This window comes from Heliobacterium mobile, from assembly GCF_009720735.1.
Taxonomy (GTDB): Bacteria; Bacillota; Desulfitobacteriia; order Heliobacteriales; family Heliobacteriaceae; genus Heliobacterium; species Heliobacterium mobile.
On sequence record NZ_WNKU01000011.1, the window covers coordinates 49,277 to 65,517 of the forward strand.

The window sequence follows — 16,241 nt, forward strand, 5'->3', positions numbered from 1 at the left end:
TCCAGTTACATCGTTTGCAATTCGTCGGCGAGACCGGAGATCTCTTCGATGGCTTCGGCCAGTTCTTGCATGCCTTTGGCTTGTTCCTGGGCGGCTAGAGACGCTTCCCCGCTCGCCTTCTCTGCTTCTTGCGCAGCCGCGGCGATTTGCTCGACACCTTTTCTCGCTTGTTCCAAGGCGATAAGCGATTCTTCCGCACCCTTGAGTACTTCGCGAACACCGCCGAGGATAACGAGCATAGCTTCTTCCATCTCATTTAAGTTGTGAGTGGACTTTTTCGCTTTTTCCACCTCTTGCGTTGCTTTTTTGGCAGACAGTTCGATATCCTCGGTGACTTTTTGGATTTGTCCTTGAATATTACGAACAAGGTCTTTAATTTTGTCGGCATTTTCGGCGGACTCATTGGCCAGGGTACGAATGTCACCGGCAACCACTGAGAAGCCTCGACCATACTCACCGGCCCGTGCTGCTTCGATAGAGCCGTTCACAGCCAGCATGTTGGTCTGAATGGTGACGTTGACGATAGCGTCGACGATCTTGTCGATTTTTCGGGTCGTCTCTTCGAGAATTTTAATATTTCGGGCTGATGTTAAGCTAGCTTCCGAAGCGTTGGCGATCCCTATGATCAGGCCATCGATGCCTTTTTTGTTCCCATCGAGCACTTTGCGCAGCTCGTCAACTTTTTCATCCGATTCAGAACTGCGTCTACGCATCTGATTGGCGGCGACAACAAGTTGCTCAGCGACGGCGGCGCCCTTCTGAGTTAACTCTCCCTGCGCCCGGGACCCTTGAGACAATTGTTCCATGGCCGTCATGATTTGGCGGGAAGCGCTGTTCGCTTCTTCTACGTTTGCCGACAGCTCTTCTGCTGCAGAAGCTAGTTCTTCTGACGATTTCTGGGCATCGGTAGATACTTTCAAGGTTTCGGCCAATTGGGCCAGTTCATTGGCGGCCATGCCCATTTCATTGAAGGCTTTGTTTTGTTCCGCTACAGCCCGATTCACTTCTTCGGCAGCGCTGCTTTGTTCTTCAGCGGCTGCGGCAATCTGTTCCGCCATGGTGAGAAACTCACCGGCCCCTTTATTGGATTCCCGGGCACTTTGTGAGACCTCTGTAACGCCTGCTTGTACGGAGACCATATCCCGTTCGATCCTTAATAAGTCCTCCGTGATTTTTTTGGCTTTATCGACTTCTGCATTGGCGGCTACACCAGCTTCTTCCACGTCTTTGACGACGACCTTGACGTTTTCTTGAATTTCAGAGACAAGGTTGCGGATGTCTCGGGCCGACTTTTCTGAGATTTCCGCCAGATTGCGAACTTCGTCGGCCACTACGGCAAACCCGCGTCCATGTTCTCCTGCCCGGGCCGCTTCAATGGCTGCGTTTAAGGCCAGTAAGTTGGTCTGGTCGGCGATGCGAACGACGGCTTCGACGATATTACCGATCTCGATAGACTGCGTTTCCAACTCGTTGACTAGCTTGCTTGATTCCATATTGGTATTAGCCGTTTCCTTGATTCCGTCTATCAACTGGTCAATATCTGCAGTCGTAGTCCGGACTAATATTTGAGTGGCATTAACTTTCTCCAGGGATTCCTTGGCCCGGCTCTCTGCGATGACTGATGCTTTATCAATTTGGTTGATGGCGGCTCTGGACTGCTCGGCGGCAGAAGCAGCCTCGTCAGCGCCGGTAGCGATTTGAGCCATCGTCGATCCCAGCTCTATGGCGGCGTTGCTGGCTTGTTCAATACCGGAGGCAAGTTGTTCCGTTGCGGTGGCGATCCGTTCGGCCAGTTGTTGCTGTTTGGCCAGGGTGCGAGCACGGACTTTCTCCATCGCTTTTCGTTTGGCTAAGTCCCGTTTCTGAGCGATATCTTCGGCCGTACCGGAATGATCATATTTGCTGTTGGCAACAGCGGCGCCGTTTTTCGGTTCGGCAGAGGGCCGAGCCAGCTTCTTTTCCAAAGTAGTCTCCTCCTTTAATCTTCACGCAGGTGAGTTCCGCTTTTGACCGACGAGGACTTTGGTCCTACGCCAGGTAACTAATGCAATATCCATGCCAACAGGCTCTGCTCAATGTGGTTATGCAAAGGTTAAGCATCGATTTTCATATTTTTCAACAGTACTTGCAAGTGTGGATACCCTGTACTTCTGCGTACAGGGCGATTTGGGGAGACTGGATATGTGTACGTTTCCGTACACGAAGAGGTACAAGGTGCGTTTTAGAGTTATAGGTAGCAAAATGTAACACGTGGTAGTAAGTGGTAGCGAGTAGTAGTGGGTGGAATCAAGTTGTAGTCAAGATACGGACATGTTTGGCTACACAAAGCCTGCTGTGATGAGCTTTGTGTAAAAAAAATAAAGCAGAGCGTACCAAGGGCGGTACACTCCGCTTTTTAAAATACTTGAGATGGCTTTATTTCGTTTCGTCCTTCCCTCGGATACGTTCCAAGCGGCAGTAGAGTGAGCGGCGGGAAATGCCCAGATAGCGGGCTGTTTCTGTCTTATTGCCCTTATGCATCGTCAATGCCTGTAACACAATATTGTCTACGTATTCTTCCAGCATGATGCCTTTTTCCGGTAAGGTGAAGTGTTCTGGGCTGATCAGATTGACGGAACTTGGAGCGGTATGACTGGAATCAACGGAACTGCCGAGATCGCTGACAATGGTAGGATTGTTGGGAGTGCTGGGATTAACGAGATCGACGGGATTGCCGTGATTACTGAATTTGCTGATATTGCCGGGCTTTCGAGGCTGACTTGTTCTGACGGTTGTGATGGTCTTTTCGAGATGATCGGTTTTTTCAGGAATGGAGATATGCAACAGATGCTCTGGCTGCAGCTCTGCATCGTCATACATGAAAGCCACCCATTCCATGGTGTTCTGCAGTTCCCGTACGTTGCCTGGCCAGGCGTATTGTATTAAGATCCGAGCCGCTTCTTCTGTAATGCCTTGGAATCGCTTTTTCTTCTGTTTGGCTGCCCGTTGCAGCAGCATCCGGGCGAGGGGAACGACATCTTCGGTTCGCTGTCGCAACGGAGGCAACAATAAGCTTCCGACTTTCAAGCGGTAGTATAGATCTTTGCGAAACTTTCCCGCGACCACCCGTTCGTCCAAGTTCACGTTTGTCGCACCGATGATGCGAATGTCCGTGTGAATTTTTTTTAATCCGCCTACACGGTAATATTCCTTCTCTTGCAGCACCCGCAGAAGTTTACTTTGAAGTTCCAGAGGAAGTTCGCCCACTTCATCTAAAAACAGCGTCCCGCCTTGAGCCAGATCTAATTTCCCCTTCTGTCCTTTGGTCAAGCCGCCCGTAAAGGCTCCACCTTCATAACCAAAAAGTTCACTTTCGAAAAGACTCGGCGTCAGTGCGGCACAGTTGATATCAATAAAGGGCGCCGACTCTTCGATGCTTCCGAAGTGAATAAGCCGTGCAAGCATCTCTTTTCCGGTGCCTGTCTCTCCTTCGATCAGCACAGGAATAGTCCGGTCCGTATGGAATTTGAGGGCCGACTGAACGATTGTGCGCATGCTCTCGGAGAAAACACCGATGCCGCTGATCGCTGCAGAATGAACGGTCATGCGGTGATTCGTGGAGTGATCGCTCCCCGTCTCGATGGCTTCCTTAACGGTTTGATCGGAGTCGTCCTCGAAAGCCCGCCTTCCCTTCGGATTGCCTCGTTTTGAGGCAATCCGTTCTGTAATGGCAGCTAGTTGTTCTATATCGATCGGTTTTAACAAGTAATCGCTGGCTCCGGCTCGCAGTGCGGCTATGGCTGTTTCCATGTCACCGTTTCCGGTGAAGAGGATGATATCGGTATTTCTGCGAACATCGGACTGGGACATGATCGACTGGAGGAGATCGATTCCCGATAATTTGGGCATACAGATATCCGATAATACCATCGAATAGTTCCCTCGAAAAAAGAGTGTGATGGCGTCCTGCCCATTACCACATTCGTCGACTTCGTGTCCCAATTCCCGTAAAAACTCTCCGACACAAGTTCGGCTGTCGCTGTCATCGTCGACGAGCAGAATGTTCATCGGTCAAGCACCACCGTTTCCTCCATAGACGGAAATATCACCGTAAAGGTAGCTCCGTTCTCATCGTTCGTTTTCACCTGAATATGTCCCTGGAAAGAAGTGACGATGGAATGAGCTATAGACAGGCCAAGCCCCATACCCTCACCGGCAGGTTTTGTCGTAAAAAAGGGTTCAAAAACTCTCCCATGGAGTTCCTCGGGGATACCGCTGCCGTTATCACTGATCTCTAGTTCGACCGTATTCCTTTTCGTTTCGCCGTCTCTCAACGTCGCCCCAGCACGCGTAGAGATCCGGACCATCTTGCTTTTTTGGTCGCTCACATCTAGGGCATGCATGGCATTGACCAGCAGGTTGATGATCAGTTCCTCCAGGCGGTTCGCTACCGCCTGGAGGGGCGGAAGTTGCGGGGCGGACACAATCTGCACATCGATGCCGTGAGAAGAGAGTTGACTGCCCAGAAGGCTCAAGGCTCCCTCGACGGCCCCGTTGAGATCGCAAGCAACGAGTTGTTCTTTTTGCTCTGAATGTACGAAGGAACGGATGTGGGTGATAATTTCATTAATCCGTCCTGCTTGCGAAGATATCTTTTGAATGTTATCGATCAGTTTGCTGACTTCAACTGTTTTCCCTTTCTTGTGCCAATAAAGCATGCTGTCAGCGGTCACTTTTAAAGAGTTGAGCGGCTGGTTGATCTCATGGGCGATCCCTGCTGCCATCGTTCCCAGAGAAGCCATTCGTTCGGCCCGGCTGGCTCGTTCCCGTGCTTCGACCATTCGAGCGTCCGCCTGTTTTCGCTCGGTCAGATCTCGAACGACACTAAAGACCATCTTTTCCTCACCGATGATGGCGCTGACTGTATTCACTTCCACCGGAAACAGGCTGCCATCTTTTCGGCGGTGAATGGTCTCGAATAAGCATCCCTTTGCCATGGCCTCTTCTAATTGTCTCTGAATCAGTTCATGCTCACCGGGTTGCCGCAGTTGATGTATGTACAGTTCTAAAAATTCACTTCTATCGTATCCGTAGGCTTTTTCGGCGGCACGGTTTACGTCAATGATTTTCCCGTCACTGTTCACAAACAACAGGATATCCCTTGCCCGTTCTGATAGTAGTTGATATCGCTGTAACACGACTTCGGCCTCTTTGCGCTCCGTGATATCAAAACAATACCCGATGTACCCGGCAAATTGACCATCAAAATCGCAGAAGGGCCTTCCAATATCAACGATCCATCGATACTGACCGTCATGGCCGCGAAGGCGGTATTCCATCTGAAAAGCTTCACGGCGCTCAAAGGCGGAGAGGTACGTTTGTATGCACCGATCCCGGTCTTCCGAATAAATCCCTTCGGACCACCCGTCCCCTTTTTCTTGTTCCACGGTCCGGCCGGTAAACTGCAGCCACCCCCGATTGAAGTAATCGCTTTTCCCATCGGTGCCGGAACGCCAGATCATAGCCGGGAACTCATCAAAGAGGCGGATGCAAAAATCAAAAGCTTGATCGAGAACTCCCCGGAGCCATTTCCGTTCTGACACATCACGAATCGTACAGATGAAATGGTTCTTTTCTTCCGGAAGGACAGCGAGAGTGAATTCAATCGCTATCTCTGACTCATCGCCACGTCTCCCCATCGCTTCGATAGTGTTACCGAAATACTCGGAATCGCCCATTTTCAAAAGATAATCTATGTATTTCTTTAATTGCTGTTGATAAGGTTCACTTAAAAGACAAGATACATCTTTTCCGCAGAGTACTTCCGGATTATGTTGGAACATCTTTCCCGCAGCCCTGTTCACCGATAAGATTCGTCCTCCTTCGTCGAAGAGAACTATCCCATCGGGCGAATACTCAAAAACCTTCCCCCCCAATGAAGTGTTGTCGCTTGGCTTCATCCTCTTGCTGTCCACGCTATTTCTGTCCCCCAACACAACAAGTTTCTTATGTCATTGGCGATTTTATCTGTCCCTTAAAGAATAATTCATCCATGTGGTAGTCTCATCAAGTACTTATTTATTCGTCATTTATCTATCCAATTCCTTTTCTCCCTTCCACCGTACCCACGAAACACCTTTTTCCAAAAGGTGTCGCAGAAAAGAAAAGGACGATCCTTGAACCCAAGGATCGTCCTTTTGCATGTGCAAATATTAGCGTTTGGAGAACTGAGGTGCGCGACGGGCGGCTTTGAGGCCGTACTTTTTCCGTTCCTTCATCCGCGGATCGCGGGTCAGGAAGCCGGCACGCTTGAGTACGGGACGCAGGCCGATGTCAGCTTTCAGCAGAGCCCGGGCGATGCCCAGACGGATAGCTCCGGCTTGTCCAGTGGTACCGCCGCCATGAACGTTGCAGATCACGTCGAAACGGCCTTCACTCTTGGTCAGGTCCATAGGCTGGCGGACGATCATTTCGAGGGTCCGCTTACCGAAGTATTCCATCAACGAACGGTTGTTCACCAGGAATTTACCTTCACCGGGTACGAGACGAACGCGGGCGACAGACTTTTTCCGACGGCCGGTTCCCCAATATTGTACTTGAGCCATTGGTTACTACCTCCTTCCCTATTCGCCGAAGTTCCAAACTTCCGGTTGTTGTGCTTGATGAGGATGTTCGGAACCTTGATATACTTTCAGTTTGCGATACATTTGAGCGCCCAGACGGTTTTTGGGCAACATGCCTTTGATGGCTTTTTCCATCGCCCGCTCCGGATTGGTCCGCAGCAAGGTGGCATAGTTGACGAGCTTCATGCCGCCGGGATACCGGGAATGATGGTAGTAGAGTTTTTGGGTCATTTTTTTACCGGTCAACACGATTTTCTCCGCGTTGAGAATGATGACATGGTCACCGGTGTCCACGTGGGGGGTAAAAATGGGTTTATGCTTTCCGCGCAGCAAGCGGGCCGCTTCCGAGGCTACCCGACCCAGGGGCTTGCCGGCCGCATCGATGATGTACCATTTGCGGTCGACTTCATTGGCCTTAGCCATAAAGGTGCTCATCGAATTCCCTCCTCAGGTGATTTCGTTCGTTCTATTCCTATTTCGAGGCGGTCCCGTCATCTTTGGTCTGGTCGTAACCTCCGATGCCGATTCCTGCCCATCCACTCCGCCTGGCGTATCCCTTTAAAAGAACGGCCTCACGGGGGTTTTTGTTCATATTCTCAAGTTCTTCATTCGCATACCTTCGGGGCTAGGGAAGGTTTATGCAAAAAACTCACTGTACTATTTTATGGGAGATTGAAAGGAAAGTCAAGCGGATTATACCAGACTTCTAGCAAAGCGAGTCCCTGCGGGGGAGCTGTCGTCCCTGCTTGGGTACGATCGCGGGAAGCGATGATTTGGGGGATACTTTCGGGGGCGATTTTTCCTTTTCCCACATCGACCAGCGTGCCTGTGATGATACGAACCATGTTGTAGAGAAAGCCGTCACCCATCACGTCCATGAGCAGCAGATTCTCCTCGGTCACGGTCAACGTACAATGCCAGATCGTGCGGACGAAGTCTTTCACAGGACTTCCGGTCGCGCAAAATCCACGAAAGTCGTGGGTTCCCACGAAGTACCCTGCCGCTTCCTGCATGGCTGCCACATGGAGGGGCGGATAGACTTGATAGGAGTAGCGATGGTGAAAGGGAGAATGGATGCGGTGATTATAGATGCTGTAGCGGTAATGCTTGCCTAAAGCGCCAAAACGGGAGTGAAAATCTTCGGCCACCGTCTCTGCCTTTACAACGGCAATGTCTTTCGGCAGCAGCGAGTTCATCGCCAAGGGAAACTTCTCGTCGGGGATGCGGGAAGTCGTCAAAAAGTCGACCACCTGACCTCGCGCATGGACACCAGCATCGGTGCGACCGGCACAGGTGATCTTTACTTCCTCACCAGTAAGCACCTGAATGGCCCGCATCAGTTCATCTTGAATAGTGGGCAAGTTTGTTGGGTCTTCTTGCGTCTGAAAACCATGGTAGCTCGTGCCGTCATAGGACACGATAAATTTGACCCGTCGCTTCTCGGTCATATTCCCTATCTCCAAACCAATAGAAGTATAAAGGCGAGCCCAGCAACCCCTAATAGGGCATAGTCGCTTTGCCTCATCACCAAAGGCCGAAAGCGAGTGCGACCCTCGCCGCCACGGTAGCAGCGGGCTTCCATGGCCATGGCCAGTTCATCAGCTCGACGAAAAGCGGAGAGTAGCAAAGGAACCATCAGCGGAACCATGCTCTTCGCCCGGCGGAAGATGTTGCCGCTGTCAAAGTCAGCGCCACGGGACGATTGGGCTTTCATGATCTTTTCCGTCTCTTCAATCAGTGTCGGAATAAAGCGAAGGGCGATGGAGGTCATCATGGCAAACTCATGGGCCGGCAATCCGACCCGTTTCGCTGGTGTCAACAGTTGTTCCATACCGTCGGTCAAAGCGATCGGTGATGTGGTCAACGTCAACAGCGTCGCTCCGGCATAGAGCCAGATCAAGCGCAATGTGACCGTCAGACCTTGAATCACCCCTTCCTGGGTGACCTCGAAGGGACCGAGACAGTAAAGAACCTCTCCCGGTGTGCTCAAAAAGTGCATGACGAGGGTAAAAACGATAAAAATCCACAGCGGCTTCAGTCCGCGAAAGATATAATGCCAAGGCAGTTTCGACAACAGGATGATGGCAATGATCGGTACGCCCGCTAAGGAAACGCTCGTCAGGCTCGAGAGTAAAAACAAGGCAATCGTATACAGCAAGGTGATGATCACCTTCGTGCGCGGATCGAGGCGGTGTACCGGCGATTCAAGATGGACGTATTGGCCTAAGGTGATGTCCTTCAGCATGATGCCTGTCCCTCCGGCCCGTTCCTGCTGTTCCGACTCCACTCGTTGTCTTTACCTGCTGGCAGCACACGAAGGATTTCCTCGACAATGGCCTCGTTCTCAAAGATGCCCAAATTCACCGGCCATCCCGCTTCCTGCAGCTGGTGCATCAGTTTCACGGAAAAAGGAATGTCCATACCTAATAGGGTTATTTTCTCCTTCTGGGCAAAGACTTCCTCCGGCCTTCCCTGCAAGGCCACCTTGCCCCGATCGAGGAGAACTAGACGATTCGCCAACCGGGCCACTTCGTCCATGTGATGGCTCACCATGACTACTGTCAGATTCCACTCTCGGTGCAGCCTCCGGATCAACTGGAGCAGTTGTTCCCGTCCTCTCGGATCCAGCCCAGCCGTCGGTTCATCGAGTATCAGTTTTCGAGGGCGCATGGCTAACACACCGGCGAGAGCAACGCGACGCTTCTGGCCGCCGCTCAAATGCAGCGGCGATCGCTGAGCGACCTTCTCCACGTCGAGTCCGACCATATCCATGGCCTGTAGAACCCGTTCCTTCGTCTCGGTTGCCATCAAGCCCAGATTGCGCGGTCCGTAGGCGATATCGTCATAGACCGTTTCTTCAAACAATTGATGTTCCGGGTATTGAAAGACAATGCCGACACGCTCTCTCAGTATTTGAAACTTGGAACGTACTTCCCGGTTCACTTTACCTGCCATAGTGCCTTGGACGACGATCTCATCGACGATTATCGTCCCCGAGGTGGGGGCCAACAGCCCGTTGAGATGCTGTATCAGAGTGGACTTTCCTGACCCGGTCCGTCCGATGATGCCAACCAATTCTCCATCGGCGATCTGCAGATCGATATCGAAGAGGGCCTGGCTCGCCAAAGGGGTATCCGGTTTGTATACGTAATTCAGTTTAGCGATTTCAATCGGCATAGGACTTTCACCAGCTTATCCAAAGTCAGTACATTCGGCTCAATGGGGAGGCCCTTATCCTGCAGGCGTCTAGCGATATTCAAAGCCGGCGGTACGTCTAACCCTGCCTGTGTAAGCAGTTGATTTTTTTTAAATACCTCTACCGGCGAGCCCTCCAAGAGCACACTTCCTTGATCCATGACGATGATCCGGTGAGCCAAGGCCGCTTCATCCATGTCGTGGGTGATGGTAACGACCGTCATGCCCTGATTTTCATGCAGGTGTCGCACCGTCTCGAGCACCTCCCTGCGACTGACAGGATCGAGCATCGATGTGGCTTCATCCAAGACAAGGTATTCGGGACCTAATGCCAATACGCCAGCGATAGCCACCCGTTGCTTCTGTCCACCGGAGAGGTCATGAGGGGGACGAGTGCGCATCCCTTCGAGACCGACATCTTGCAAAGCTCTTTCGACACGTTCCACGATCTCCGCTGGGGCTAATCCTAAATTCTCCGGGCCAAAGGCGATATCTTCCTCAACGGTCGTAGCGACGAGCTGGTTATCGGGATTCTGAAAGACCATGCCTACTGTACGGCGGATATCAAACCAGTTCTCTTTGTCCGACGTGTCAAGTCCGTTGACAGATACACGTCCCTCCTTAGGGACTAAGAGCGCGTTCAAGTGCTTCGCCAAGGTGGACTTCCCTGAGCCATTGGCCCCCAAGATCGCCACCCACTCACCAGGACAAATCGTTAAAGAGACACTCTTTAATGCCGGAATCGGCTGCCCAGAGGGATCCGGATAGCTATAGCTGACATTTTCGACGGTAATCAGAGCCATCCCCCGTTTCTCTAAAACCGTTCTCTCTACAGATAGCCGTAATTAGAAGCCCATAACGAAAGCAACTAGTGCACTCGGCCCGAAAGCACTTATTCCGCTTGTAAAGCCTAGGGGTGCATTGGCGCAGTGAGCGTTTTGGGCGAAACGGCGTCGTGAGCGCAGGTTGTGAAGCGGTTAAGCGCGCTATGGTTCACATGCAGAATAGCCCAGAGGTTTGGCGCGCCCGCGAAACAACCAAGCGAACAGCCGTGGAGCCCTTAGCGAATGGAGCCAGTGCACCCCGGCCCCCAAGCACATAGTCCGCCTTAATACATTAACATTGAGGAACGCTTGTCAACAGTCTAGGGGTGCATTGGCGCAGTGAGCGTTTTGGGCGAAACGGCGTCGTGAGCGCAGGTTGTGAAGCGGTTAAGCGCGCTATGGTTCACATGCAGAACAGCCCAGAGGTTTGGCGCGCCCGCGGAACAACCAAGCGAACAGCCGTGGAGCCCTTAGCGAATGGAGCCAGTGCACCCCGGCCCTCAGCAAGCAGGTTATCGACTTGAAGATTGCGGCGCATAAAAGGAAAGCCAGGAACCCTTGATCCATCGGATCATTGGCCCTGACCTGCTTTCATGCCACAGCGTCGACAGCAACCACAAAGGGGAACTGCACAACCCATATGGCTTATTCCTGACCCTAAAAGGGCCTCAAAAAATCTAGGCTTTAAAAACCGGGAATGCCCCGGTCACGCCTTAAACCAGTTCGACGATGCACATGGGGGCGGCATCGCCACGACGGAAACCGGCTTTCATGACCCGGGTGTATCCGCCTTGCCGGTTGGCATATTTAGGGGCAATCTCACTAAACAGTTGAGTGACGACTCCCTCTTCCTGCAGGTAGGCCAGCGCTTGACGGCGGGCATGCAGGTCACCTTGTTTGCCAAGGGTGATCATTTTGTCCGCGATCCGGCGAAGTTCCTTTGCCTTAGGCTCGGTCGTCGTAATTTTTCCATGCTTGAGCAAGGATGTAGTGATATTACGGAGCAGCGCCCGGCGGTGACCGGTGGGACGGCTGAATTTACGGTAAGGCACGTGTTTCCCTCCTTTGCGGTAGGGTAGTATCAGTCTTCAGACTTACGGAGCGACAAGCCAAGAGCATTGAGTTTGGCGTCCACTTCTTCGAGGGACTTGCGACCCAGATTGCGAACCTTGATCATGTCTTCTTCGGTCTTCAAAGTTAGATCCCGGACCGAGTTGATCCCCGCCCGTTTCAGGCAGTTGTAGGAACGCACCGAAAGATCCAGCTCTTCAATCGTCATATCTAAGACTTTATCTTGCGGACGTTCTTCTTTTTCGACCATGATTTCCACGTTTTCCGTGCTTTCGGTCAAACCGACAAACAGTTTTAGGTGGTCATTCATGATCTTTGCCGATAAACTGATGGCTTCCTCAGGGGTCAAACTCCCATTGGACCACACCTCAAGAATCAGCCGATCGTAGTTGGTAATTTGCCCAACACGGGTGTCTTCGACCCGGTAGTTTACCTTACGGACCGGCGAGAAGTTGGCGTCTACCGGGATGACCCCGATGACATGTTCCGACTTCTTATGTTTGGTCGCTGTCATGTAACCGCGGTCTTTCTCCACAGTCAACTCCATAAACAGGCGACCGCCTTTATCTAAGGTGGCAATGGGCTGATCCGGGTTGAGGATTTCCACATCGGCATCACAGATGATATCTTTCCCTGTGACGACCCCTTCTCCTTCGGCTTCCACACGGATGATCCGAGGTTCGTCGGTATACATCTTGATGGATAAGAGCTTCAGGTTCAGGATGATATCCGTTGTGTCCTCTACCACTCCAGGGATGGTGGAGAACTCGTGAAGAACACCTTCGATCTTCACCGAAGTAACGGCCGCCCCGGGCAGGGAGGACAGAAGGATGCGACGTAGGGAGTTGCCCAGGGTCACCCCGTAACCGCGCTCCAGAGGTTCGACCACAAACTTCCCGTATGTGGCATCTTCACTCCGGTCGACACATTCAATCTTCGGTTTTTCGATTTCCAGCATGAACTGCTGAACCCTCCCTTGGCGAGAATCGGAGAACCCTAATTACTACCGGGAGTACAATTCGACGATGAGGTGTTCTTGGACCGTGGTGTCAATGTCTTCCCGATTGGGTAGAGCGACAACCCGACCGGAAAGGTTGTTGACATCGAGTTCAAGCCAAGCCGGAGGAGTTTTCTGCCCGAGGCTCGCAACAATTTCTTTAAAGAGCGGGGTATCTTTGCTCTTTTCTTTCAGTTGGATCACATCGCCGACCCGCAGTTGGATGGAAGCGATGTTTACTTTGTGTCCGTTCAGGGTAAAGTGGTTGTGCAGAACGAATTGACGAGCTTCGTTCCGGGAGCGGGCAAAGCCGAGTCGGAATACGACGTTGTCGAGACGGCGCTCGAGCAAGCGAAGTAAGTTATGACCGGTAATCCCTTGCTGGCGATCGGCTTTGGAGAAGTACGTCCGGAATTGACCTTCCAGAATACCATAGATGCGGCGAGCTTTTTGTTTTTCTCGCAGCTGCAGACCGTATTCGGAGATCTTTTTCCGTCCTTGACCGTGCTGTCCGGGCGCGTAGGTCCGGCGGTCGACGGCGCACTTTCCGGTGTAGCAGCGATCACCTTTGAGGTATAATTTAGCCCCTTCCCGACGGCACAGGCGGCATACAGGGCCGGTGTATCGAGCCATTCTGCGAATGCACCTCCTAAGTGAGTATTATACGCGGCGGCGTTTGGGCGGCCGGCAACCGTTATGCGGAATGGGAGTGACGTCTTTGATCATGCTGACTTCCAGGCCGGCAGCTTGCAGAGAGCGGATAGCCGCTTCCCGTCCGGAGCCAGGGCCCTTCACTAAGCATTCGACTTCCCGCAGGCCGTGTTCCATGGCTTCTTTGGCAGCCGATTCGGCAGCCATTTGGGCCGCAAATGGGGTGGATTTTCTCGAACCTTTGAATCCGAGAACACCCGCAGATGCCCAGGACAGGGTGTTGCCTGTGGTGTCGGTGATCGTAACGATGGTATTGTTGAAGGTGGACTTGATATGGGCGATGCCCCGGTCCACATGTTTGCGTTCTTTCCGTTTGGTACGGGTTACGCGACGTGCAGCCATTACCTAGCTTCGCCCCCTTACTTCTTCTTCTTACCAGCAACGGTCCGAGCAGGACCTTTACGGGTACGAGCGTTGGTTTTGGTGCGCTGACCACGGACAGGCAGGCCACGACGGTGGCGCAGACCGCGGTAGCAGCCGATTTCCATGAGCCGTTTGATGTTCAGGGAAGTTTCGCGGCGCAGATCCCCTTCGACGGTGATGTTTTTATCGATGTATTCCCGCAGACGGGCTACTTCGTCATCCGTCAAGTCCCGGGTCCGGGTGTCAGGGTTGACACCGGCTGAGGCCAGGATCTGTTGGGCAGTTGGGCGACCAATCCCAAAAATGTAGGTCAGCGCGATTTCAATCCGCTTATCCCGGGGAAGGTCGATGCCGGCGATACGTGCCATATGGGTGAATGCACCTCCCGGTTGTTAACCTTGTTTTTGTTTGTGTTTCGGGTTTTCGCAAATGACCATGACTTTGCCTTTGCGTTTAATGATCTTACATTTGTCGCAGATCGTTTTCACGGAAGGCCGTACTTTCATGTCAATTCCCTCCTCTGGGGGGGCTGTTACTTAAAGCGGTATGTGATTCGTCCCCGCGATAGGTCGTACGGTGAAAGTTCCACCGTCACCCGGTCGCCGGGGAGGATTCGAATAAAGTTCATCCGGATCTTGCCTGATACATGGGCAAGAACTTGGTGCCCGTTTTCCAGCTCTACAGTGAACATGGCATTTGGCAGAGGCTCGACGACTCGGCCCTCAACTTCGATAACGTCCGTCTTGGACATAAGGATTTCCAGCCTCCTTGATTTTACAGACCAACCTCCACCGTCTCCAGCAGTTGGCGAATGGCGCTGTCGACTTGGGTATTGGTAGGAGTTTTACCCTGTTGAAGCATTTCGCCGATTTCCGCGACCACCAACTCGGTCAACTGGAGGTGTTTCACCTTCTTCTTCTTCGGGGTGTCTACTTTACGATAGCGCCCATCTGCAATCAGAAGGTAATCGGGGTCGAGAATCTTCAACACCAGAAAATACCGGTTCTGATCCCTTCCGTTCCGGGAGAGAACCAGTTGGCCCGGAGTGATTTGCCGCGAGGCCATGGATTAAGCTCCACGGGTGCGGGTGAGAATTTCCGGTCCATCATCGGTAATGGCGATGGTATGCTCAAAATGGGCGGACGGTTTCATGTCTTTCGTGACCACCGTCCACTGGTCCTCCTTGGTCTCGACCTCCCAGGTACCGGCATTGACCATCGGTTCGATGGCGAGGGTCATGCCTGCCTGAAGTCTCGGTCCCCGGCCCGCCGGACCGTAATTGGGCACTTGGGGTTCTTCATGCATCTTTTTACCGATGCCGTGCCCGACGAATTGGCGAACAACGGAGAACCGATTATCTTCCACGTATTCTTGAATGGCATGGGAAATATCAAAAAGCCGATTACCGATGCGGGCTTGCTCGATGCCAACGTACAACGACTGGCGCGTTACGTCCAGCAGCCGCTGCAGTTCTGCATCGATTTCACCGACGGGGACGGTAATTGCTGCATCTCCGTGGTAATCATTTACAGACGCACCGACGTCAATACTGATAATATCCCCATTTTCAAGTTTACGTAAACCTGGAATGCCATGGACAACTTGTTCGTTGATGGAAGAGCAAATCGTCGCCGGAAAGCCTTGATATCCTTTAAAGGAAGGCTTTGCCCCTTGTTGACGGATGTAGTCTTCCGCTTTCGCATCTAACTCCGCCGTCGTGACACCCGGCTGCGCTGCTTTTTCCATCTCTTGTAGAGTTTCGGCCACAATCCGCCCGGCGTCCCGCATATAGGCGAGTTCCCGGGCGGTTTTCAAGACGATCATCTAAGCGTCTCTCCCCAGGGCCGCACAGATATCTTGGAATACTGCCGGCATCTCCTGTTCACCATTGATCCGCTTGTACAGGCCTTTGGCCTGATAGTAGTCAATCAGGGGTTGGGTCTGTTTGTTGTACACATCGAGGCGGTTTTCCGCAGTTTCCCGGGAATCATCGCTGCGCTGGTACAACTCTCCGCCGCATTTGTCGCACTTGCTTTCGGCAGCAGGCGGGTTGAAGACCACGTGATAGGTCGCTCCGCACTGGCGGCAGATTCGCCGTCCCGTCAACCGTTCAATCAGTTTTTCATGGCTAACCTGAATGTCGATGATGGCATCCAGATTCATGGTCAGTTGATTGAGGGTTTCATCCAGGGCGTCTGCTTGGGGCACAGTCCGGGGAAATCCGTCCAGAAGGAACCCTTGTTGACAATCATCTTGGGCCAGTCGCTCCCGAACAATTCCAATGGTCACTTCGTCAGGAACCAGTTGACCGGCATCCATGTATGCTTTGGCTTTCTGACCGAGTTCGGTACCGTTTTTAATGGCGGCCCGAAACATGTCACCGGTGGAAATGTGGGGTATGGCAAAATGCTTAACCAACAATTCCGCCTGCGTTCCTTTACCGGCACCTGGCGGTCCCATCAGCAGTACTTTCACGGC

The 16,241-nt window shown here is 52.4% G+C and carries 19 protein-coding genes; all 19 read right to left on the minus strand.

What is annotated here, in order from left to right; genetic code table 11:
- Nucleotides 1-5: 5 nt before the first annotated feature.
- Nucleotides 6-1,964, minus strand: a complete 1,959-nt coding sequence (locus GJ688_RS10670; protein ID WP_207708801.1) for a methyl-accepting chemotaxis protein — start codon at nucleotides 1,962-1,964, stop codon at nucleotides 6-8.
- Between the two features lie 451 nt (nucleotides 1,965-2,415).
- Nucleotides 2,416-4,047: a sigma-54-dependent transcriptional regulator gene (locus tag GJ688_RS10675; protein ID WP_235910921.1), complete on the minus strand. Its 1,632-nt coding sequence runs from the start codon at nucleotides 4,045-4,047 to the stop codon at nucleotides 2,416-2,418.
- Nucleotides 4,044-5,939, minus strand: coding sequence for a PAS domain-containing sensor histidine kinase (locus tag GJ688_RS10680; protein WP_235910924.1), 1,896 nt, complete (start codon nucleotides 5,937-5,939; stop codon nucleotides 4,044-4,046). Before GJ688_RS10680 ends, GJ688_RS10675 begins: the two co-directional genes overlap by 4 nt.
- A 252-nt stretch (nucleotides 5,940-6,191) precedes the next feature.
- Complete coding sequence (gene rpsI, locus GJ688_RS10685) at nucleotides 6,192-6,584, minus strand: 30S ribosomal protein S9 (protein ID WP_155476548.1); 393 nt, start codon at nucleotides 6,582-6,584, stop codon at nucleotides 6,192-6,194.
- An 18-nt stretch (nucleotides 6,585-6,602) separates the two neighbouring features.
- On the minus strand, nucleotides 6,603-7,037 hold the full coding sequence (rplM, locus tag GJ688_RS10690) for a 50S ribosomal protein L13 (RefSeq protein ID WP_155476549.1): 435 nt from the start codon (nucleotides 7,035-7,037) through the stop codon (nucleotides 6,603-6,605).
- A gap of 227 nt (nucleotides 7,038-7,264) precedes the next feature.
- Nucleotides 7,265-8,050, minus strand: a complete 786-nt coding sequence (gene truA / locus GJ688_RS10695; protein ID WP_155476550.1) for a tRNA pseudouridine(38-40) synthase TruA — start codon at nucleotides 8,048-8,050, stop codon at nucleotides 7,265-7,267.
- A 5-nt stretch (nucleotides 8,051-8,055) separates the two neighbouring features.
- Nucleotides 8,056-8,847 carry an energy-coupling factor transporter transmembrane component T family protein gene (locus tag GJ688_RS10700; RefSeq protein ID WP_155476615.1) on the minus strand — a complete coding sequence of 264 codons (792 nt, stop codon included), beginning with the start codon at nucleotides 8,845-8,847 and terminating at the stop codon, nucleotides 8,056-8,058.
- Nucleotides 8,841-9,779 carry an energy-coupling factor transporter ATPase gene (locus tag GJ688_RS10705; RefSeq protein ID WP_155476551.1) on the minus strand — a complete coding sequence of 313 codons (939 nt, stop codon included), beginning with the start codon at nucleotides 9,777-9,779 and terminating at the stop codon, nucleotides 8,841-8,843. Before GJ688_RS10705 ends, GJ688_RS10700 begins: the two co-directional genes overlap by 7 nt.
- Nucleotides 9,755-10,600, minus strand: coding sequence for an energy-coupling factor transporter ATPase (locus GJ688_RS10710; protein ID WP_155476552.1), 846 nt, complete (start codon nucleotides 10,598-10,600; stop codon nucleotides 9,755-9,757). The genes GJ688_RS10705 and GJ688_RS10710 overlap by 25 nt, the downstream gene beginning before the upstream one ends.
- A 734-nt stretch (nucleotides 10,601-11,334) precedes the next feature.
- Nucleotides 11,335-11,673, minus strand: coding sequence for a 50S ribosomal protein L17 (rplQ, locus tag GJ688_RS10715; RefSeq protein ID WP_170291873.1), 339 nt, complete (start codon nucleotides 11,671-11,673; stop codon nucleotides 11,335-11,337).
- Nucleotides 11,674-11,702: 29 nt separating this feature from the next.
- Nucleotides 11,703-12,650: a DNA-directed RNA polymerase subunit alpha gene (locus tag GJ688_RS10720; protein WP_155476554.1), complete on the minus strand. Its 948-nt coding sequence runs from the start codon at nucleotides 12,648-12,650 to the stop codon at nucleotides 11,703-11,705.
- Nucleotides 12,651-12,695: 45 nt separating this feature from the next.
- The gene (rpsD, locus tag GJ688_RS10725; protein WP_155476555.1) at nucleotides 12,696-13,322 is read right to left on the minus strand and encodes a 30S ribosomal protein S4; all 627 of its coding nucleotides are present in this window, start codon (nucleotides 13,320-13,322) and stop codon (nucleotides 12,696-12,698) included.
- A 27-nt stretch (nucleotides 13,323-13,349) separates the two neighbouring features.
- Complete coding sequence (gene rpsK / locus GJ688_RS10730; RefSeq protein WP_155476556.1) at nucleotides 13,350-13,742, minus strand: 30S ribosomal protein S11; 393 nt, start codon at nucleotides 13,740-13,742, stop codon at nucleotides 13,350-13,352.
- A gap of 17 nt (nucleotides 13,743-13,759) precedes the next feature.
- Nucleotides 13,760-14,131, minus strand: coding sequence for a 30S ribosomal protein S13 (gene rpsM, locus GJ688_RS10735; RefSeq protein WP_155476557.1), 372 nt, complete (start codon nucleotides 14,129-14,131; stop codon nucleotides 13,760-13,762).
- A 24-nt stretch (nucleotides 14,132-14,155) separates the two neighbouring features.
- The gene (gene rpmJ / locus GJ688_RS10740; protein WP_012282496.1) at nucleotides 14,156-14,269 is read right to left on the minus strand and encodes a 50S ribosomal protein L36; all 114 of its coding nucleotides are present in this window, start codon (nucleotides 14,267-14,269) and stop codon (nucleotides 14,156-14,158) included.
- Nucleotides 14,270-14,295: 26 nt separating this feature from the next.
- The gene (gene infA / locus GJ688_RS10745) at nucleotides 14,296-14,514 is read right to left on the minus strand and encodes a translation initiation factor IF-1 (RefSeq protein ID WP_155476558.1); all 219 of its coding nucleotides are present in this window, start codon (nucleotides 14,512-14,514) and stop codon (nucleotides 14,296-14,298) included.
- A gap of 23 nt (nucleotides 14,515-14,537) precedes the next feature.
- The gene (locus GJ688_RS10750) at nucleotides 14,538-14,828 is read right to left on the minus strand and encodes a KOW domain-containing RNA-binding protein (RefSeq protein WP_155476559.1); all 291 of its coding nucleotides are present in this window, start codon (nucleotides 14,826-14,828) and stop codon (nucleotides 14,538-14,540) included.
- A gap of 3 nt (nucleotides 14,829-14,831) precedes the next feature.
- Nucleotides 14,832-15,587, minus strand: a complete 756-nt coding sequence (map, locus tag GJ688_RS10755; RefSeq protein WP_155476560.1) for a type I methionyl aminopeptidase — start codon at nucleotides 15,585-15,587, stop codon at nucleotides 14,832-14,834.
- Entirely contained in the window at nucleotides 15,588-16,238 is a 651-nt protein-coding gene (locus GJ688_RS10760; RefSeq protein ID WP_170291874.1) for an adenylate kinase, read from the minus strand.
- Nucleotides 16,239-16,241 lie beyond the last annotated feature (3 nt).